At 72.1% G+C, this 18,014-nt stretch carries 19 protein-coding genes and 1 pseudogene; 8 read left to right on the forward strand and 12 right to left on the reverse strand.

The genetic code is table 11. The features are described 5' to 3' along the window. Positions 1-24: 24 nt before the first annotated feature. Positions 25-435, reverse strand: a complete 411-nt coding sequence (locus AB0A61_RS27005; protein WP_361297332.1) for a hypothetical protein — start codon at positions 433-435, stop codon at positions 25-27. Positions 436-745: 310 nt separating this feature from the next. Here AB0A61_RS27005 and AB0A61_RS27010 point away from each other — a divergent pair, with 310 nt between their 5' ends. Both AB0A61_RS27010 and AB0A61_RS27015 read left to right on the forward strand, forming a co-directional pair. Then, positions 746-1,129 carry a nuclear transport factor 2 family protein gene (locus tag AB0A61_RS27010; RefSeq protein WP_361297335.1) on the forward strand — a complete coding sequence of 128 codons (384 nt, stop codon included), beginning with the start codon at positions 746-748 and terminating at the stop codon, positions 1,127-1,129. An 87-nt stretch (positions 1,130-1,216) separates the two neighbouring features. After that, a complete protein-coding gene (locus tag AB0A61_RS27015) occupies positions 1,217-1,501 on the forward strand; it encodes a DUF1905 domain-containing protein (RefSeq protein WP_361297338.1) in 285 nt (94 codons plus the stop codon). A gap of 106 nt (positions 1,502-1,607) precedes the next feature. On the opposite strand, the gene mgrA is transcribed toward AB0A61_RS27015, so the two are convergent. Continuing rightward, positions 1,608-2,600: an L-glyceraldehyde 3-phosphate reductase gene (mgrA, locus tag AB0A61_RS27020; protein WP_361297340.1), complete on the reverse strand. Its 993-nt coding sequence runs from the start codon at positions 2,598-2,600 to the stop codon at positions 1,608-1,610. Positions 2,601-2,724: 124 nt separating this feature from the next. Between mgrA and AB0A61_RS27025 the strand changes: the two genes are divergently transcribed. Then, positions 2,725-3,618, forward strand: coding sequence for a LysR substrate-binding domain-containing protein (locus tag AB0A61_RS27025; RefSeq protein WP_361297343.1), 894 nt, complete (start codon positions 2,725-2,727; stop codon positions 3,616-3,618). 289 nt (positions 3,619-3,907) lie between these two features. Continuing rightward, positions 3,908-4,423, forward strand: a complete 516-nt coding sequence (locus AB0A61_RS27030) for a DUF664 domain-containing protein (protein ID WP_361297346.1) — start codon at positions 3,908-3,910, stop codon at positions 4,421-4,423. Here AB0A61_RS27030 and AB0A61_RS27035 read toward each other — a convergent pair. The 9 genes and pseudogenes from AB0A61_RS27035 to AB0A61_RS27075 form a co-directional block, all read right to left on the reverse strand. Further along, the gene (locus AB0A61_RS27035; RefSeq protein ID WP_361297349.1) at positions 4,405-5,481 is read right to left on the reverse strand and encodes an adenosine deaminase; all 1,077 of its coding nucleotides are present in this window, start codon (positions 5,479-5,481) and stop codon (positions 4,405-4,407) included. The genes AB0A61_RS27030 and AB0A61_RS27035 overlap by 19 nt on opposite strands. Positions 5,482-5,531: 50 nt before the next feature. After that, positions 5,532-5,930, reverse strand: a complete 399-nt coding sequence (locus AB0A61_RS27040) for a VOC family protein (RefSeq protein ID WP_361297352.1) — start codon at positions 5,928-5,930, stop codon at positions 5,532-5,534. Positions 5,931-6,257: 327 nt separating this feature from the next. Next, complete coding sequence (locus AB0A61_RS27045) at positions 6,258-7,187, reverse strand: M48 family metalloprotease (protein ID WP_361297355.1); 930 nt, start codon at positions 7,185-7,187, stop codon at positions 6,258-6,260. After that, positions 7,184-7,555 carry a BlaI/MecI/CopY family transcriptional regulator gene (locus AB0A61_RS27050; RefSeq protein WP_361297358.1) on the reverse strand — a complete coding sequence of 124 codons (372 nt, stop codon included), beginning with the start codon at positions 7,553-7,555 and terminating at the stop codon, positions 7,184-7,186. Before AB0A61_RS27050 ends, AB0A61_RS27045 begins: the two co-directional genes overlap by 4 nt. A gap of 168 nt (positions 7,556-7,723) precedes the next feature. Further along, positions 7,724-7,813, reverse strand: a pseudogene (locus tag AB0A61_RS27055) (aldo/keto reductase); the annotation flags it as partial. Positions 7,814-7,870: 57 nt separating this feature from the next. After that, entirely contained in the window at positions 7,871-9,238 is a 1,368-nt protein-coding gene (locus AB0A61_RS27060; protein ID WP_361297361.1) for an RICIN domain-containing protein, read from the reverse strand. A 63-nt stretch (positions 9,239-9,301) separates the two neighbouring features. Next, positions 9,302-10,192 (reverse strand): glycoside hydrolase family 19 protein, encoded by an 891-nt coding sequence (locus AB0A61_RS27065; protein ID WP_361297364.1) that lies wholly within the window; start codon positions 10,190-10,192, stop codon positions 9,302-9,304. Positions 10,193-10,359: 167 nt separating this feature from the next. Next, positions 10,360-11,622, reverse strand: a complete 1,263-nt coding sequence (locus AB0A61_RS27070; RefSeq protein ID WP_361297367.1) for an RNA polymerase sigma factor — start codon at positions 11,620-11,622, stop codon at positions 10,360-10,362. Next, on the reverse strand, positions 11,622-11,978 hold the full coding sequence (locus tag AB0A61_RS27075; protein ID WP_361297370.1) for a YciI family protein: 357 nt from the start codon (positions 11,976-11,978) through the stop codon (positions 11,622-11,624). Before AB0A61_RS27075 ends, AB0A61_RS27070 begins: the two co-directional genes overlap by 1 nt. Before the next feature lie 98 nt (positions 11,979-12,076). On the opposite strand from AB0A61_RS27075, the gene AB0A61_RS27080 reads away from it, so the two are divergent. Further along, entirely contained in the window at positions 12,077-13,126 is a 1,050-nt protein-coding gene (locus tag AB0A61_RS27080; protein ID WP_361297373.1) for an acyl-CoA dehydrogenase family protein, read from the forward strand. Positions 13,127-13,318: 192 nt separating this feature from the next. Here AB0A61_RS27080 and AB0A61_RS27085 read toward each other — a convergent pair whose 3' ends face one another. Further along, complete coding sequence (locus tag AB0A61_RS27085) at positions 13,319-13,498, reverse strand: hypothetical protein (protein ID WP_361297482.1); 180 nt, start codon at positions 13,496-13,498, stop codon at positions 13,319-13,321. A gap of 237 nt (positions 13,499-13,735) precedes the next feature. Here AB0A61_RS27085 and AB0A61_RS27090 point away from each other — a divergent pair, with 237 nt between their 5' ends. The 3 genes from AB0A61_RS27090 to AB0A61_RS27100 all read left to right on the forward strand — a co-directional run bounded on the left by AB0A61_RS27090 (position 13,736) and on the right by AB0A61_RS27100 (position 17,905). After that, positions 13,736-15,250 (forward strand): SDR family oxidoreductase, encoded by a 1,515-nt coding sequence (locus AB0A61_RS27090; protein ID WP_361297376.1) that lies wholly within the window; start codon positions 13,736-13,738, stop codon positions 15,248-15,250. Positions 15,251-15,350: 100 nt separating this feature from the next. Next, on the forward strand, positions 15,351-16,739 hold the full coding sequence (locus tag AB0A61_RS27095) for a deoxyribodipyrimidine photo-lyase (protein WP_361297379.1): 1,389 nt from the start codon (positions 15,351-15,353) through the stop codon (positions 16,737-16,739). Between the two features lie 143 nt (positions 16,740-16,882). After that, positions 16,883-17,905, forward strand: a complete 1,023-nt coding sequence (locus AB0A61_RS27100) for a DUF1259 domain-containing protein (RefSeq protein ID WP_361297382.1) — start codon at positions 16,883-16,885, stop codon at positions 17,903-17,905. Positions 17,906-18,014: the final 109 nt, after the last annotated feature.

Genomic DNA, 18,014 nt, shown 5'->3' on the forward strand with positions numbered 1-18,014 from the left:
CCGTACGCCCCGCTGTCCGGGTTGTCAGCCCACCGGCAGGACCAGCGCCGGGATGGTCCGCTGCATGCGCAGGGCGTCCACGGACTCCGCGAGGAGCTCGTACTCCGTGGTGTCGTCGCTGGCCGCCACACGGACCAGCCGGCCCCCGGCCAATTCATCGGCGACCTGTTCCTGTTGGGCGGCGTCGGCGCACCAGGCACGCAGCAGACCGGGCACGTCGGGGACGGTCTCCGGCACCGGGACGAGCGCGTGCGACGGGACGTGCAGGCTGTCCGGACTGGGGTCGAGCCGCTCGGCGATCCAGGAGGCGCGGTCGCGCAGCCACCACAGGGCCAGGGCCAGGGTCGGCGCCCGGTAGGTGCCGAGCGGTACGCCGATGCGGCGGCCGTCGCACGTGCCGTACGCGGTGACGTGGCACAGGAATTCGTCGTGCACTGCTCCTCCCCCGTCGCGTCGTCCGGCTGCCGCTCTGACTCGCTCTCCGTGCGGCTCCTGTGCGGTGAAGTGCCCCTGACTTTCGAGTATGTTCACCGCTGAAACAGTGTCACCATGACTTTCCGGCCACTCTCCTGGCATATTCCGGGCGCGCCGTGGCCGAATTCGCGCGGGTCCGCTGCCGTACGGCTTTACCCGTGCGGTAATCGCCCCGTCCCGCGCGCCCCGGCATGGTTGTCGCATCGGGTCGCCGAGCGCCAGGGCCCCGGTTCCGACCAGCACCTACCAACTCGATGGAGGCTGATTCACCATGTCCGCGCACACCGACCGTTACGAGAGTGCCGTCGCCCGCTACTTCGAGGCCTGGAACGCGACCGAGCCGGAGGCCCTGGCGAAGGCGGTGGCCGCCGCCTGGGCCCCGGACGGCGGCTACACCGACCCACTCGCCGCGGTCAGCGGCCACGACGGGATCGCCGCCGTGATCAGCGCGGCCCACGAGCAGTTCCCGGGGTTCTCCTTCCGGCTCACCGGGCGCGTGGACGGGCACCACGAGGTGGCCCGATTCTCCTGGGAACTGGTGAGCGAGGCGGACGGCTCCGCACCGGTGGCCGGGTCCGATGTGATCACCCTGGACGGCGAGGGGCGGATACGCGCCGTGCTCGGGTTCCTCGACCGGGTACCCGCCGGCGCCTGACGCCCGGTCCCGCGATGAGTTTCTTCGCGCGCGGTGGTCTCTTTCAGGGACGGTTTCGCCGAGACCACCGCAAGCGGAGGAGCAATCATGAGTACGGCCGGGAAAGTGGACGTGGAATTCACCGCGGTACTGCGCACAAGCCCCGCCAAGGGCGGCTGGACCTATGTCGTCTGGCCGGAGTCGGCCGCGTTCTTCGGTACCCGCGGGCTGGTCAAGATCCGCGGAACGGTCGACGGGCACCCCTTTCAGAGCTCGTTCATGGCCCTCGGCGACGGCACCCACAAGTTGCCCGTCAAGGCCGACGTGCGCAGGGCGATCGGCAAGAGCGAGGGCGACACCGTGACCGTGCGGCTGCGCGAACGGCTCGGTTGACGGGTGCGGTGCGCCCGCGCGAACCACGGGCCGCGAGTCGCGGCCGTGTCCTCGCGGGGCCACCGCTGCTCCCCCGCCGTCTCCTCCTGCGGCCTCGTGCGACGTCCTACGACTGCACGACCGCGTCGATCCGGGCCAGTTCGTCGGCGCCGAAGTCCAGGTTGCGGGTCGCCGCCACGCTGTCCTCCAGTTGCTGCGGGCTGCTGGCGCCGACGAGGGCGGAGGTCACCCGGCCGCCGCGCAGGACCCAGGCCAGCGCCATCTGGGCCAGTGACTGGCCTCGGGACTTCGCGACGTCGTCGAGGGTGCGCAGTTTCCCGACCAGTTCCTCGGTGACCGCGTCGGAGGTGAGGAAGGGGCTGTCGCTCGCCGCCCGCGAGTCCTCGGGGATGCCGTCGAGGTAGCGGGCGGTGAGCAGACCCTGCTCCAGCGGGGAGTAGGCGATGGAGCCGGCCCCCAGTTCGTCGAGGGTGTCCAGGAGGCCCTGCTCCTCGGGCCGGCGGTCGAGCAGGGAGTAACGCGGCTGGTGGATCAGCAGCGGGGTACCCAGCTCGCCCAGGATGCGGGCGGCCTCGCGGGTCTGCTCCGGTGAGTAGTTGGAGACGCCGACGTAGAGGGCCTTGCCCTGCTGGACGGCCGAGTGCAGGGCGCCCATCGTCTCCTCCAGGGGAGTCTCCGGGTCGGGGCGGTGCGAGTAGAAGATGTCGACGTGGTCGAGCCCCATCCGCCGCAGGCTCTGGTCCAGCGAGGACAGCAGGTACTTGCGCGAGCCCCATTCGCCGTAGGGGCCGGGCCACATCAGGTAGCCCGCCTTGGTGGAGATGACCAGCTCGTCGCGGTAGGGCCCGAAGTCGGCCCGCAGTGCCTCCCCGAGGGCGGACTCGGCGGCACCGGGTGGCGGGCCGTAGTTGTTGGCCAGGTCGAAGTGGGTGACGCCGAGGTCGAACGCGCGGCGCAGGATGGCGCGCTGGGTCGCGACCGGGCGGTCGGGGCCGAAGTTGTGCCACAGTCCGAGCGACAGCGCGGGGAGCTGCAGACCGCTGCGTCCGGAGCGCCGGTAGGGCATGTCCGCGTAGCGGTCGGGGTGGGCGGTGTACAACGCGACTCCAGAGGGTTGGCACACGAGTGACCGGTTCGGGGAACCGGTACCCACTCTCGCGCGAGCCGCGAACAGCGGTCCAACAGAAGAATCCGATGGAATTCAGCGGATATGCTTCTCAATCATGGAACTGCGCCACCTCCAGCACTTCGTCGCGGTCGCCGAGGACCAGCACTTCACCCGGGCAGCGGAACGGCTGATGGTCTCCCAGTCGGGCCTGTCGGCGTCGATCAGGGCACTGGAGCGGGAACTGCGGGCACCGCTGTTCGTACGCACCACCCGCCGGGTCACGCTGACCGAGGCCGGACGCGCACTGCTCGGCGAGGCCGAGCGGATCCTGGCGCAGGTGCGGTCGGCGCACGAAGCGGTCGCCGCGGTGCAGGGCGTGGTGCGCGGCACGCTCGCCCTGGGGACCGAGCAGTGCATCGCGGGTGTGCACGTGGCACGGCTGCTCGCCGCGTTCCGCCGCCGCCATCCGGATGTGGAGATCCGGCTCAGGCAGGCGGGATCGGGCGCGCTGGCGGAGGAGGTCGCGGCCGGGCGGCTCGACCTGGCCTTCGCGTACCGGACGCAGGCGGACACCGACCAGCTGCGCTCGGTGGGGCTGACCAGTGAACCGATGACGGTGCTGTGCCACCCCGACCACCGGCTCGCGGCACCCGGAGCGGCGCTCACCCCGGAGGACCTGAGCGGCGAGGTCTTCGTCGACTTCCACCCGGACTGGGGCCCGCGCCGCACGACCGACGCCGCCTTCGCCGCTGCCGGCGTCCGGCGCACGGTCGCACTGGAGGTCAACGACGTGCACAGCCTCCTCGACCTGGTCGACGAGAACCTCGGGGTCGCGGTCGTGCCCCGCCACTTCCGGCACAAGCGCCCGTCGCTGACCGCGCTTCCCCTCAAGGGCACCGATGAGGTGGAGTACGAGACCATCGCCCTGCTGCCGCCGCTCCAGGCCACGAGTCCGGCGGCCCGCGCGCTGATCACCCTGCTGGAGGCGGAGAACCCCGACACCGCTTGAGACAGGGAGCCTGGCACCACCCGCGGACGGGCCACAGCCCTCCTGACCCGGCCGTCCGCGTCACCGCGGACTCGTGACCGTCCCCACGACAACTGCGGTCGGGAGCAAGGCAGATGGCGGAACACACGCGGCGGAGCGTGCTGCGCGGTGCCGCGGCGGCGGACCGGAACACCGCGCACCCGGCGGCGAGCCCCTCGCGCGGGTCCGTCTGCCCGGGCGGGTGCCGCTGGGCTTCCACGGAAGCTGGACTCCGGACGCGTGAGGGACTGCGATGGGCGATGGTGGACGTATGCATGCGAAGGACATCCTCATCGACGGCTTCGGCCGCATCCAGGAAGAAGTCCATGCCGCCGTCGAGGGCCTGCCGGCGAAGCAGCTCAGCACCCGCCCCGCCGCCGACGCCAACTCCATTGCCTGGCTGGTCTGGCACCTCACCCGAGTCCAGGACGACCACGTGGCCGACGCCTTCGACCTCGACCAGGTGTGGCTTGCACAGGGCTGGGGGAAGCGCTTCGGACTCGACCTGAGCCCTCGCGACACCGGCTACGGGCACAGCTCCACCGAGGTCGCCAAGGTGCGGGTCGACTCGGCTGACCTGCTCACCGGCTATTACGACGCCGTGCACGAACAGACCCTCCAGGTGCTGCGGTCACTGCCCGCCAAGGACCTGGAGCGCATCGTCGACGAGCGCTGGGACCCACCCGTCACGCTGGGCGTGCGCCTGGTCAGCGTCCTGTCCGACGCTCTGCAACACGTCGGACAGGCCGCCTATGTCAGGGGGCTGGTTCAGAGCGCGGCCTCGTAGCCGGGCAGGACGACGTCCCGGATGAGGGCTGCGCGCTCGTCGAAGGGGATGAACGCGCTCTTGAGGGCGTTCACCGTGACGGTGCGCAGGTCCTCGACCGTCCAGCCCGCCTGCTCGACCAGCAGGGACATCTCGCGGGTCATGGTCGTCCCGGACACCAGCCGGTTGTCGGTGTTGAGGGTGACCCGGAAGCCGAGGTCCTTCAGCGCGGTGATGGGATGCTCGGCGATGGAGGTGGCGGCACCCGTCTGGAGGTTGGAGGTCGGGCACATCTCCAGGGCGATACGGCGGTCGCGCACCCAGCCGGCCAGGCGGCCGAGCTTGCCGTCGACGATGTCGTCGGTGATGCGCACGCCGTGCCCGATGCGCCGGGCACCGCACACCTGCAGCGCCTGGTGGATGCTGGGGAGTCCGTGGGCCTCGCCGGCGTGGATGGTGAACGGCACGCTCTCGTTGCGCAGGTGCTCGAAGGCGGCCAGGTGGTCGGCGGGCGGGAAGCCGTCCTCGGCGCCGGCGATGTCGAAGCCGACGACGCCCGCGTCACGGTAGGCCACGGCGAGCCCGGCGATCTCACGGGACCGGTCGAACATCCGCATGCCGCACAACAGGGTGCCGACCCGCACGGGGGTGCCGGCGGCCGCCGCCTTGGCCATGCCCACCGCGAGGCCCTCCTGGACGGTCTCGACGACCTCGTTCAGGGTCAGCCCGCCGTTGACCATCAGCTCGGGGGCGTAGCGCACCTCGCCGTAGACGACACCGTCCGCGGCGAGGTCGAGGACGTACTCCTCGGCGGTGCGCAGCAGGCCGTGCCGGGTCTGCATCACGGCGAGGGTGTGCTCGAAGGTGGCTATGTAGCGGACCAGGTCGCCGGAGTTGGCGGCCTCGTAGTACCAGGCGGCGAGCTCGTCGGGGTCGGTGGTGGGCAGCGTGTGGCCGACCGCGTCCGCGAGTTCGACGACGGTGGTGGGGCGCAGACCGCCGTCGAGGTGGTCGTGCAGCACGGCCTTGGGAAGCCGGCGGAGGGTGTCGGTGTCGATGTGGGGCGCGGACGCGGTCATGGGAGTGCTTTCCTCGGCAGGCGGTGCGGTGATGGGGGGCGGGCGGGGTGTCAGTCGGTGGCGGGCTGGAGCAGGTCCCAGCGGTTGCCGTACAGGTCCTCGAAGACGGCGACCGTGCCGTACGGCTCATGGCGCGGCTCTTCGAGGAAGGTCACGCCCGCGGCGCGCATACGGGCGTGGTCGCGGGCGAAGTCGTCGGTGTGCAGGAAGAATCCGACACGCCCGCCGGTCTGATCGCCGACCCGGTCGCTCTGGGCCTCGCCCTTGGCCCGGGCGAGCAGCAGAGCCGTGCCGGGGGCATCCGGGTCGCCGGGTGCGACGACGACCCACCGGGAGCCGTCCGGACGCGGGGCGTCCTCGGTGAGGCGGAAGCCGAGGGCATCGGTGTAGAAGCGGATCGCCTCGTCGTAGTCGTCGACGACGAGGGTGACCAGGGCGATGCGTCTCATCGGGGCCTTTCGGGACGTGCGATTGACGGGTGAGGTTATACGTAAAACCTGATGCGCGCCAGTCAGCCCCGGCGGACGGGGCGGCCGCGGCTGTGCCACGTGGTTCGAGGCTGTGATGGTGCGTGACGCGGGACCGGACGACGTCGACGCCGGGCCATCACGCCCCGGACGGACCTGGCGCCCCGGCGTCCCTGGGGATCCCGGCGGGCGGCGGGGCGAGGGCCCTCTGCGGTGCGTCGGCCGGTGCGGAGCACCTGGGGGAGATCGTCGCGGTCGGCGACCACGACGGGCACCTCGTACTCACGTCGGCGGTGCGACGTGCGCGGCTCAGTGGGTCTCCTCGCCCTGGGCGATCTCCACCCGGTGATGGAAGTCGATCATGCCGGTGGCGGACGAGGCGCAGGACGTGACGGTGCATGCCACCAGCAACGCGGCGATCCAGGCAGCGGCGCGGCGCGGCACGGGCGGGGCCGCCAGAAGCGCCTTGACGCGCTGCGGGACCGGACCGGAGGTGGCCGCGGCGGCCAGCTCCGGGCGCCCGGATCGGGCCTCCTGCCCGGCGAGCGCGGCGCGGGCGATGGCGCGGGCGGTCAGCCGCCGGTCGCCGACCGCGGTGGCCGCGGCCTCGTCCGCGGCGCGCTCGGCCGCGAGCCGGATGGATCCGCGTACCGGGCGGAGCGCGGGATGACAGTGGGCGGCGAGCTCGGCCACGGCCAGGAAGTAGTGGTGGCCGCCGTGGTTGTGGGCGCGCTCGTGGGCGAAGAGCACCTCACGCTCGGCGGCGTCGAGGCTGCGCAGCATGGCGGTGGTGACGACGATGCGATGCGGGCGGCCGGGCAGGGCGTACGCGTCGGGGTGCGGGGAGTCGACCACGCACAGGTCGCCCGCGGCGGGCCTGCGGCCGGCCTCCGTGTGCGCGTTGCGGAAGGCCTGGAACTCCCGCAGGGCCGCTCGGGCCAGGGTGGCCAGGCACACGGCGAGTGCGCCGACGGACAGGGCCGCCGCGGGTACGACCACCAGGTCGGACGCGGTGGGCAAGGGGCGCACGAGTTCTTCGAGCCCCGCGACGAAGGGCAGCTTGAGCAGCCCGATGAGCATGAAGGCGCCGAGCGCGGCCAGGGCGCAGCCGGCGAGTACGGCCGTGGAGACGGTGATCACCCACAGTGCGGTCACGGGTGCCAGGCGCGGCAGGGCGCGCCTGGCCAGCGCCGGCATGGCGAACGGCAGCAGGAGGGGCACGAGGAGGAGCGCGGTCATTGCGCGTCGGATTCGAGCAGGTCGCGCAGGATGCGCTCGTCGTCGGGGCTGAGCTGCGCGACGAAGCGGGCGAGGACCCGCTCACGGTCGGTGTCCCGGTCGAGTTCGGAGTGCATGCGGCGGGCGGTGAGTCCGTGCGCGTCCTGCACGGGGTAGTAGGCGTAGCCGCGTCCCTGACGACGGCGGCCGACCACCCCTTTTTCGTGCAGCCGGGTCAGGATGGTCGTGACAGTGGTGCGGGCGAGTTCGGAGCCGAGGCCGAGCTGAACCTGGCCAGGGGTCTGCGGACCGTCGGCGGCCCACAGCACGCCCATGACGCCGGCTTCGAGTTCACCGGCCGGCCGGCGTTCGTCCTTCGGGTCGGTCATGGGAACGTTCCTCACCCCGTCATCGTCCACCGTTCGATAGACCGTCTACATCATTGTAGTCAGTCGGGTGCCGTCTCCAGGACGGCACCCGCATGCCCATTATGAAAGGGACGGTGCGTGACGACGGCCGGGTGTTCGTACACCCGTGCACCGGGTCATCTCCCCACGGGCGCCGCCCGTCAGCCGCATCACGCCGAGGCCGATCCGGTTGACGGGCAGGTCGCCGTGCTTCCAGGTGCCCGCGCCGTCCGCAGTGATCCTTCCGAGGACTCATCGGCGGGGTCTCACACAGGCCCGGCCGGGCACACCCAGTCGCTACGGATACGTGTACGAGTTCAGGGTGTCCACGGCGGACGCGGGGTCGCCGAGGTCGTAGCGGTCCACCGCGAGGAAGGTGGGCTTGGCGCGGGCGGCGGGCTGACAGAACCGCTGGGCCCGGTCGGCGAGCTTGGTGTTGTCGGTCCGGGCCGTCGGGGCGATGGTGGCGTCGCGGAAGTGGTTCATCACGAACAGTGGCCGGAAGCCGGGCTCGGTGTGCGTCAGCGGAATGGTGGTGTTGGCGTCGTACCAACGGCTGTAGCAGGACCAGTCGGATGAGCCGAGCCCCGAGCCCATCGACCAGTAGTTCTCCACCGTCCACTCGCGCTGGTACATCACGCCGAAGCTGTCGCGGGTCAGGCCGGCCGCCTCGTCGGCGGAGCGGCTGTGGTCGGTGAAGATCAGCAGCCGGTGGTTGGCGGAGATCAGATCGGCCAGTTTCGGCCACCCGTTCTGCCGTACACCGGTCCGGTCGGGCCGGTAGAGCACGTCCGACAGGCCGCTGACGCGGGCGAGTTCACCGCGCAGCACCCCGGGGTCGACGTAGTCCTCCAGGAAGACGGTGACGAACTGGTCCGGATGGGCCTTGAGGAAGTCGACCATCCGCTGGAGGTCCACCCACAGCGCGACCGGCTTGCTGACCAGGGTGCAGCTGTTGTGACAGAGGATCGCGCCGTCCGGCGTCTGGTGGATGTCCAGCATGAATCCCCGGACCCCGTCGGCGAGTTGCCGGTCGATGCCGCGGACCTGGTTGGGGACGAGGTTGACGAAGGGCGGCGCGAAGCCGCCGTCGACTCCGTTGGCGTAGGCGTTGTGTGCGGTGAGGAAGGTGACCTGGTCCAGGGTGCGCAGGCCGGCCGGCGGCATGGGGTGCGTGGGCGGCGTGACCGGGGTGAGGTACCAGGAGGCGAGGTCGCCCGCGGAGCCGATGGCCAGCTGGGCGGGGTAGTTCGCGCCGGACGGCTTGGCCGCGACCGTCAGGTACCGGTCGGATCCAGGGGCTTTGAGGGTGTACTGGCCGGCTGCTGCCGGAGCGATGTCCCACAGCGCGTCGGCACTCGCGCAGGCGGCGGTGCGCGCCTGGTCACCGGAGCGGCCGAGACAGCTGCCCGCCGCGTCGGCGCTCTCCAGGACGTACGAGGATCCGCTCGGTCTCAGCGTCCACTGCTGGTGGTCCTCGTTGCCCTTGGGGTTGTGCTGTTCGACGGCGCCGGAGCGGTCGGCCGCGTTGAGCCCGGTGGTGGCGCTCTGGACGTAGTACGTCCCGGCGGCCGGATCCGCGGCCGCGGCACTGGTGGGAGGGGGTGCCACGACCGCGGCGGCCAGGGCCGCGGTCGTGGCGAGCAGGGCGTGGGGGGTGCGCATGACGGTATGCCCTTCACTGGGTCGTCTGGTCAGGTGCATGACACCATGCCCCACGGTCGGACGTCAGCAGTAGAGGTTGCCGCCCGGTGAAACTCCGAGGATCTGAGTGAACCGCTGGTACGCGTCGACGCGGCTCTGGACCTGTGCGGGGTTCCTGCCGTCGCACTCCAGGGAGCCGTTGATGCTCCGGATGGTCTGGCCGAAGCCGGCCTGGTTCACCATGGCGTTGTGCGGAGTCATGGTGCCGGGGCCGGACTGGGTGTTCCAGTACCACAGGCCGGTCTTCCAGGCGACCGCCGCGTCGTTCTGCACCAGCCAGGGGTTGTTGAGCAGGTCGATGCCGAGCGCGTCACCGGCAGCCTTGTAGTTGAAGTTCCAGCTGAGCTGGATCGGGCCGCGCCCGTAGTACGCCGCCTGGCCCGCCGGACAGCCGTAGGGCTGGCTCCAGTCGCAGTAGTGCGGGTAGTTGGCGGTGTTCTGCTCGACCACGTACACCAGGCCGCCGGTCTCGTGGCTGACGTTGGCGAGAAAGGCCGCGGCCTCCTGCTTCTTCACGGTGTCGCTGCCGGTGTTCGCGAAGCCGGGGTACGCATCGAGGGCGGCGGTGAGCCCGCTGTACGTGTAGAACGAGTTCCGGTTGGGGAACATCTGGTTGAACTGCGCCTCGCTCACCACGAACTTGGAGGCGGGCGTGCCGGGGCCGCTGTCGCAGGCGTAGGGGTCCCAGTACCAGGTGCTGATGACGGGGTCGTAACCCGGGTTGTCATGTTCGGCGATGTACGCCTTGCCGTCGGTGTAGCGCACGATGTCGCCGGCCCGGTACGCCTTGCCGGCCACCCAGTTCGGATAGCTCGAACAGGAGGCGGCCGACGCGGCCGGGGCCGGCAGCAGCACAGGGGCCGCAGCGGCGATGACGAGCGCGGTCAGCGCGGCGGAGATGTGTCGCCTCGACACGGAATCAACTCCTTTGCGGTCCACGGCCGCACCCGGGCAGGGCGAACGGAGTCGTGCCCTCTGCGCACGCGCCGGTGGCACCGGACATGGCGTGGGGGCGGCCGTGGTGGGGGGTGTCGAGCCACACTCAACCGTATTGGTATGTACCAGTCAAGGGCGTAGATCAGTCAACCGCCCCTGCCGAAAGGCGACTTGGAGCGGTGCAACTCCGGTCGGGAGAAAGGCACTCCGGGGCAATCACCCAGGAGGTCGCCGCGCCGCCGTTCGAGGTAGGCGCGCTCCGCGCCGCTCTGCGCCAGCGCGATGGCCACGTCGTAGGCCTGTACGGCCTCGCCGTCGCGGCCCAGACGGCGCAGCAGGTCGGCGCGCACCGCGTGGAAGACGCGGTAGCCGGGAAGGTCCAGCGCGTCCACCAGGTCAAGGGCGGATCGCGGTCCCTCGACCTCGGCCACCGCGACCGCACGGTTGAGGGCGACGACCGGACTCGGCGCGAGCGCCGTCAACTGGTCGTACAGGCGCAGGATCTGCCCCCAGTCGGTGGCGTCGGCCGTCGGGGCGTCACTGTGCACTGCGTTGATCGCGGCCTGGATCTGATAGGGCCCCGGCCGGTTGCGGCGCAGGCAGCGGCGGACGAGCTCCTGGCCCTCGGCGATCAGGACGTGCTCCCACCGGGTACGGTCCTGATCGGGCAGCGGCACCAGCTCTCCCCCGGCCCCCTCGCGGGCGGGGCGCCGCGCCTCGACGAGCAGCATCAGCGCGAGCAGTCCGACGACCTCGGGCTCGTCCGGCATGAGCTCGGACAGCAGCCGCCCCAGGCGCAGGGCCTCGGTGCACAGGGCGGGCGAGCCCGTGTAGCCCTCGTTGAAGATCAGGTAGAGGACGGCCAGCACACCGTTCAGCCGGTCGGGCAGGTCGGCGTCGCGGGGCACCCGGTAGGGGATCCCCGCGTCGCGGATCTTCGCCTTGGCACGGACCAGGCGCTGGGCCAGCGTGGGCTCGGGCACCAGGAAGGCGCGGGCGATCTGGGCCGTGGTCAGGCCGCCGAGCAGGCGAAGGGTGAGGGCGACCCTGGCCTGCGGGGCGAGCGCCGGGTGGCAGCAGGTGAAGATCAGGCGGAGCCGGTCGTCGCGCACGGGTCCCTCCTCGGCCGGTGGCCCGGGCGCTTGGAGCCGGGCCGCCTCGGCGTGGCGGGCGTCCCGCGAGGACTCGCGGCGCAGCCGGTCGATCGCCCGGTTGCGGGCGGTGGTGATGATCCAGCCGGCCGGGCTCGGCGGCACCCCGCTCTCCGGCCACTTCTGCAGCGCCGTGGTGAAGGCGTCCTGCACCGCTTCCTCGGCGAGGTCGATGTCGCCGAGGAAGCGGACGAGGACGGAGACCGCCCGGCCGTACTCGTCGCGGAAGACGGCCTCGACGTCGTGGGCGTCGGGCATCAGTCCTCGGCCGTGTGCAGGAAGGGGCGCACCTCGATGGGGAGGGTGGTGGCCAGGCTCGCCTTCCGGCCCCAGTCGAGGGCCGCGTCGAGGTCGGCCGCCTTGATCAGGCACAGTCCGCCGAGGTACTCCTTGCCCTCGGCGTACGGCCCGTCGGTGATCAGCACGTCGCCGCCCTTGGGCCGCAACACGGTCGCGGTCTCCGGTCCGTGCAGTCCGCCGGCGAAGACCCAGGCGCCCGCCTCGCGCAGCTCCTGGTGGAAGGTCTCGACGTTGCCCATGATCTCCGCGAGCGCCTCGGCCGACGGCGGCTGGCCCTCGCTGGGCTGGATCACGCTGAGCAGGTAGTACTTCATGACGTCCTCCTTGGCGTCGTGCCGTTGTCTCACCTCCTACACGAACGGCACACCCCCGGATCGACACCTCGCCCGACGACGTCGGGAGAATCTTCTCCATGACCCTTGCCGCGCACCCTCTCGTCGCCCGCGCCCACCGGCTCGCGGACGAGCTGCTCGCCCCGAACGCCGAACGCGTGGACCAGGAGGGAGTGCCCACCGGCCACATCGAGGCCGTCAAGCGGTCCGGGCTGCTCGGGGTGGGCGCACCGGTGGAGTACGGCGGGGCGGCCGCTCCCTCCGCGGTGGCCCGGCAGACCGCGCAGATCCTGGCGGGGGCCTGCTGCTCGACGTGGTTCGTGGTGACACAGCACCACACCCCGGTGAAGCTCCTGGCGGCATGCGACCTGCCCGTGCGCGAGCGGCTGCTGCGTCCGCTGGCGTCCGGCGAGCTGCTGGCGGGGATCGCCTTCGCGCACGTCCGCTCCTTTCCCCGGGTCCCGGTCCGGGCCGTGCCCGAGCGCGGCGGCTGGCGCTTCGACGGCACCGTCCCCTGGTACACGGGCTGGGGGCTCAACGACGTGATGCTGCTGGCCGGTGTGACGGACGCGGCCGAGGTGGTCTTCGCGTTCGGTGAGGCGCGACAGCAGCCGGGGCTGCGCCCGTCGCCGCCGATGCGGCTGGCGGCGCTCGGCGCGGCCCGTACGGTGTCGCTGCGCCTGGACGGCCTGTGGCTGCCCGAGGAGGCGGTGGTGCTGCGCACCCCGCAGGACAAGTTCGCCCTGGTCGACCGGCCCCGGAACACCAATGCCTCGCCGGCCGTCTTCGGCGTGGCCTACGCGGCCCTGGCCCTGCTGGACGACGTTCCGGAGGCTGCGGATACGGCGGGTTCGCTGCGCGCCTCTCTCGACGAGGTGCGGGAGCGGGCCTACGCGCTCTGGGACCACCCGGTGCCGCACGAGCGCATCGAGGAGCGGCTCGCCCTGAAGACGCGGGCGTACGACCTGCTGCGTGCCGCCACGACCGCCGCGCTCGTGGCCGGGGGCGGCCGGTCCCTGGACCTGGGCAGCAAGGCCCAGCGGCTGGCCCGCGAGGCCATGTTCCTGCTCGTGCAGGGCCAGACCGCCGAGGTGCGCCGGGCCCACCTCGGCCATCTGGCCGCCGGCTGAGGGGCGGTCGGCGAACGGCACCTGCGACGAGGGCGTGTCCTTCCCGCCGAACGGTTCCCCTGACGGTGGATCACATCGACGTACACGAAGTGGCTCTGCCGACCGGCGCCCCGACGGAAGCCCCGGGCCGGCGCCTCCCCACTGGCGCCGTCCGTGCGCACCGGCGCGTGACACGGTGCGCGAGTGCCCCGGTCAGTCGTCCTCGCGAGTGGGGACCACCACCAGGAACGCGTCCTCCTTCAGGCTCATCACCACGGTCGCGGGCTGACCCTCGGCCCGGCGCTGCGCCGCGTACTCCTCGGCCGGCCAGGATCCGCGCGGAGCTCCTGCGGGAAACCGCTCCAACACCTTCGCCCCCATACCGGCGGACACCTCCAGATTCGACCATTGAACGGATCGAGTGACGTACAACGCGTACAGTTCGCATGCCCGGCGCGGCCAGGACCATGTGCCCGCGTCGAAAGTCCGCGGCACGGTGGCCGCGCGAGTGCGCGGCGGGTCCGCCACTCGGCCGCGGCACCGGCTCCCCTGCCCGGCGTACAGCGCATCCATTCGCCTCCTCTCCGCGGAAGTGGTCACAGAGAGCACGGACAGGGAGGCACCGTCCCGATGAACGACTACGGCCGAGAGCAACGACTGCACTGCCTGGTCACGGGCGCCTCGGGCTACATCGGCGGCCGGCTCGTGCCGGAGTTGCTGACTGCGGGGCACCGGGTGCGCTGCCTGGCCCGCTCCCCGGGCAAGCTTCGCGACCATCCCTGGGCGGCGGACGCGGAGGTGGTGCGCGGCGACGTGACGGAAGCGGCCTCGGTCGCCGGGGCGATGCAGGGCGTCGACGTCGCGTACTACCTGGTGCATGCCCTCGGCACCGGCGCGGACTTCGAGCAGACCGACCGCAGGGCGGCGCGCGTCTTCGGGGAGTGCGCCCGGGCGGCGGGCGTCCGGCGCATCGTCTACCTCGGCGGCCTCACGCCGGCCGGCGTGCCGGAACGCGAGCTCTCCCCGCACCTGCGGTCGCGGGCCGAGGTCGGCCGCATCCTGCTGGACTCGGGCGTACCCACCACCGTGCTGCGAGCGGCGGTCATCCTCGGCTCCGGTTCCGCCTCCTTCGAGATGCTGCGCTACCTCACCGAGCGCCTGCCCGTCATGGTCACGCCGAGCTGGGTGGGGACCCGGATCCAGCCCATCGCGGTACGGGACGTGCTGCGCGCACTGGTCGGCAGCGCCCGCATGCCGGACGACGTCAACCGCGCGTTCGACATCGGGGGGCCGGACGTCCTGACCTACCGCGACATGATGACCCGTTACGCGGCGGTCGCGGGCCTGCCGCGCCGGATCATCGTCCCCGTCCCGGTCCTCACCCCCCGCCTGTCCAGTCTCTGGGTCGGACTGGTCACCCCCGTGCCCGCGCCCATCGCACGGCCGCTCACCGAGTCGCTGCGCCACGAGGTGGTCCGCCGCGAGCGCGACATCGCCCGGTACGTACCCGACCCCCCGGGGCATCCGATCGGATTCGACGAGGCGGTGCGACTGGCCCTGCAGCGGGTCCGGGACGCCCAGGTCACCACCCGGTGGTCCTCGGCCTCGGTGCCCGGCGCGCCCAGTGACCCTCTGCCCACCGACCCCGACTGGGCCGGCGGCAGCCTGTACCGCGACCTCCGTGAACGGGCCGTCGACGCCCCGCCCGAGGCTCTGTGGCGGGTCATCGAGGGCATCGGCGGCGACAACGGCTGGTACTCCTTCCCGCCGGCCTGGGCGCTGCGGGGCCGGCTCGACCGGCTGGTCGGCGGGGTGGGCCTGCGCCGGGGACGTCGTGACGCAAAGCGGCTGCGGGTGGGCGACTGCCTCGACTTCTGGCGGGTGGAGGAGATCGAACCGGGCCGGCTGCTGCGGCTGCGGGCCGAGATGCGGCTGCCCGGCCTGGCCTGGCTGGAGATGTACGTCGCCACGGACGCCGCGGGCCGCACCCGTTACCGCCAGCGGGCCCTGTTTCATCCGCACGGGCTGCTGGGCCACGCCTACTGGTGGGGGGTCTCCCCCTTCCACGCCGCCGTCTTCGGCGGCATGGCCCGCAACATCGCACAGGCCGCGACCAGGCCCGCCCCTTTTCACCCGGGCAAATGACACCACGTCCGTGCACTGACGCCCGCATCCGCCGGGCGCCGCGGGCCGGAAGCAGATCACCGGCCCCGTGCGTCCCACCCCACTCACGAAAGACCGCACCATGAACGTCTCGGTCGTCCTGTTCACCTCCGACCTGCGGCTGCACGACCACCCGCCCCTGCGGGCCGCCCTCGACGGCTCCCGCCGGGTGGTTCCCCTGTTCGTACGCGACCGGGCGATCGACGCGGCCGGGTTCACCGCTCCCAACCGGCTCGCCTTCCTGGCCGACTGCCTGCGCGACCTCGACGCCGGACTGCGCGGACGCGACGGCCGCCTTGTCGTCCGCTCCGGCGACCTCGTCGACCAGGTGTGCGAGGTGGCCGCCGAGGCGGACGCCGACGAGGTCCACATGGCGGCCGACGTCAGTGGCTACGCCCACCGCCGTGAGCAGCGGCTGCGGCGTGCCCTGGAGGCAGAGGGGCGCAGGCTGCACGTGCACGAGACGGTGACCACGGCGGTGACGCCCGGGACGCTGACTCCGTCCTCCTCCGATCACTTCGCCGTGTTCACCCCCTACTTCCGGCAGTGGTCGCAGCAGCCGCTGCGCGCTGTCCTGGGCGCGCCGCGCGCCGTGCCGGTGCCGGACGGCATCGGCTCCGAGGAACTCCCCTCCCGGGCGGACCTGCCGGAGCTGTCGGAGGGGCTCGCGCCGGGTGGGGAGACGGAGGGCAGGAGGCGGGTCACGGCGTGGCTGCGCTCGGACGTGGCCGCGTACCAGGACCGACACGACGACCTGGCCGGCGACGCGACCTCCCGCCTCTCGCCCCATCTCCACTTCGGCACCCTCTCCCCCGTCGAACTCGTCCACCGGGCGCGGAAGGCGGGCGGGCCGGGCCCGGAGGCCTTCGTACGGCAACTGGCGTGGCGCGACTTCCACCGCCAGGTCCTGGGCGCCCGGCCGGACACGGCCCGGGCCGACTACCGTACGAAGCACGACCGTTGGCGGTCCGAGCGGGCGGCGCGGGAGGACGTCGAGGCCTGGAAGCAGGGCCGCACCGGATACCCGATCGTCGACGCCGCGATGCGCCAGTTGCGCCACGAGGGCTGGATGCACAACCGCGGCCGTCTGCTCACCGCGAGCTTTCTCACCAAGACGCTGTACGTCGACTGGCGCGTCGGCGCCCGGCACTTCCTGCGGTACCTGGTCGACGGCGACCTCGCCAACAACCAGCTCAACTGGCAGTGGATGGCCGGTACCGGCACGGACACGCGGCCCAACCGGGTACTCAATCCCGTCACCCAGGCCAAGCGCTACGACCCGGACGGCGCGTACGTACGGCGCTGGGTGCCCGAACTCGCGCGGCTCGAGGGCGTCTCGGTGCACGAGCCGTGGAAACTCCGCGGCCCGGACCGCGCCGCAATCGACTACCCGGACCCGGTCGTGGACCTGTCCGCCGGCCTGGCCCGCTTCAGGGCCGCCCGGGCCCGCGACCGAGGGACCCCGGCGTGAACCGTGCTCGCCATGCCCGCGACGGGGCCGTACCCGCCGACGTGACCGACCGCGTGATCCGGTGTCACCCGATTGACCCCACACCGCGATTTCGTCGCCGGTCCGCGGAAAATGCCGTGTTTCCATCACGTCAGGAGGCTCATATGACGGATGAGAATCGGCAGCAGAACAGTCGTCCCGGAGCAGACGGAACACGGCGGCGGGTGCTGACCGCGGCCGCCCTGGCTCCGGTGCTGGCAGGGGCGTCCGGCGTCGCCCGGGCCCAGTCCACCGAGGCGTCGACGGCGCGCGGCCCCCGCCGGGTGCCGGTCCCGCCGGTCCAGACCGCTCTGGCGGACTGGCGGGACGTGGGCGCGGTCCTGGGCCGCCCGGGCGACTTGAAGCGGAACGTGATGTACCACACGGGTCTCCCACGCAGGGACCTCCGAGTGGTCTCCCGCGGCGTCGTCGTGGAGCCCGCGCTCGCCCTCGGCTCCCACGTGTCCTTCGTCCGCTACGCCGACGGCGGCACGATGCTGATGGGCGACGTGGTGGTGACCGAGGACGAACTGCAGACGTTCAGTGACGTCCTGTACGAGCACGGGATCGCGCAGACCGCGATCCACAAACACCTGCTCTCGCAGAAACCCGACATCTGGTGGGTGCACGTCCATGCGCACGGCCACGACCCGCTGGTTCTAGCCCGGGGGCTGCGCGCGGCGTTCGACCGCACCGGGACCCCTCCCCCGGCACCCGCGGCCCAGCCGCGGCCCGGCGCCCTGGACACCGCCGGCATCGATGCCGCGATGGGCGTGAAGGGAGTCTTCGACGAGCGGATCTACAAGAGCACCTTCGTGCGCCGCGAGACCGTCACCGACGGCGCCCGGGTACTGCCCCCGGGCCTGGGGGCGACCACCGCGATCAACTTCCAGCCGCTGGGTGGCGGCCGGGCCGCCGTCAGCGGCGACTGCGCTCTGATCGCCGGGGAGGTCCAGGTCGCGCTGATGGCCCTGCGGCGTAGCGGAGCCCAGCTGGTCGAACTGCACAGCCACGGCCTGACGGACGAACCCCGGTTGTTCTTCGTGCACTTCTGGGCCGTCGGTGACGCGGTGCGACTGGCCCGGGGCCTGCGTACCGCGGTGAACGCCACCGACGTCGTGCCGATGGCGGGTGCGGCCGGCGGCTGACAGGCCGCCGGCGGACCGGCCCTCGGCGGACCGACCGTCGGCGGTCGGATGCGGGACGACTCGTGCGGGGGACAGCGAGGGGGCAGAGGCCGAAAGTGAGAAAGGCGCG

Source organism: Streptomyces sp. NPDC046197 (genome assembly GCF_040646295.1).
Classification (GTDB): Bacteria; Actinomycetota; Actinomycetes; order Streptomycetales; family Streptomycetaceae; genus Streptomyces.

What these genes read in the sequence shown, in the direction of transcription:
- AB0A61_RS27010 (WP_361297335.1), top strand. Translation starts at nt 746, where the DNA reads ATGTCCGCGCACACCGACCGTTACGAGAGTGCCGTCGCCCGCTACTTC.
- AB0A61_RS27015 (WP_361297338.1), top strand. Translation starts at nt 1,217, where the DNA reads ATGAGTACGGCCGGGAAAGTGGACGTGGAATTCACCGCGGTACTGCGC.
- AB0A61_RS27025 (WP_361297343.1), top strand. Translation starts at nt 2,725, where the DNA reads ATGGAACTGCGCCACCTCCAGCACTTCGTCGCGGTCGCCGAGGACCAG.
- AB0A61_RS27030 (WP_361297346.1), top strand. Translation starts at nt 3,908, where the DNA reads ATGCATGCGAAGGACATCCTCATCGACGGCTTCGGCCGCATCCAGGAA.
- AB0A61_RS27035 (WP_361297349.1), bottom strand. Translation starts at nt 5,481, where the DNA reads ATGACCGCGTCCGCGCCCCACATCGACACCGACACCCTCCGCCGGCTT.
- AB0A61_RS27040 (WP_361297352.1), bottom strand. Translation starts at nt 5,930, where the DNA reads ATGAGACGCATCGCCCTGGTCACCCTCGTCGTCGACGACTACGACGAG.
- AB0A61_RS27045 (WP_361297355.1), bottom strand. Translation starts at nt 7,187, where the DNA reads ATGACCGCGCTCCTCCTCGTGCCCCTCCTGCTGCCGTTCGCCATGCCG.
- AB0A61_RS27050 (WP_361297358.1), bottom strand. Translation starts at nt 7,555, where the DNA reads ATGACCGACCCGAAGGACGAACGCCGGCCGGCCGGTGAACTCGAAGCC.
- AB0A61_RS27060 (WP_361297361.1), bottom strand. Translation starts at nt 9,238, where the DNA reads ATGCGCACCCCCCACGCCCTGCTCGCCACGACCGCGGCCCTGGCCGCC.
- AB0A61_RS27070 (WP_361297367.1), bottom strand. Translation starts at nt 11,622, where the DNA reads ATGCCCGACGCCCACGACGTCGAGGCCGTCTTCCGCGACGAGTACGGC.
- AB0A61_RS27075 (WP_361297370.1), bottom strand. Translation starts at nt 11,978, where the DNA reads ATGAAGTACTACCTGCTCAGCGTGATCCAGCCCAGCGAGGGCCAGCCG.
- AB0A61_RS27080 (WP_361297373.1), top strand. Translation starts at nt 12,077, where the DNA reads ATGACCCTTGCCGCGCACCCTCTCGTCGCCCGCGCCCACCGGCTCGCG.
- AB0A61_RS27090 (WP_361297376.1), top strand. Translation starts at nt 13,736, where the DNA reads ATGAACGACTACGGCCGAGAGCAACGACTGCACTGCCTGGTCACGGGC.
- AB0A61_RS27095 (WP_361297379.1), top strand. Translation starts at nt 15,351, where the DNA reads ATGAACGTCTCGGTCGTCCTGTTCACCTCCGACCTGCGGCTGCACGAC.
- AB0A61_RS27100 (WP_361297382.1), top strand. Translation starts at nt 16,883, where the DNA reads ATGACGGATGAGAATCGGCAGCAGAACAGTCGTCCCGGAGCAGACGGA.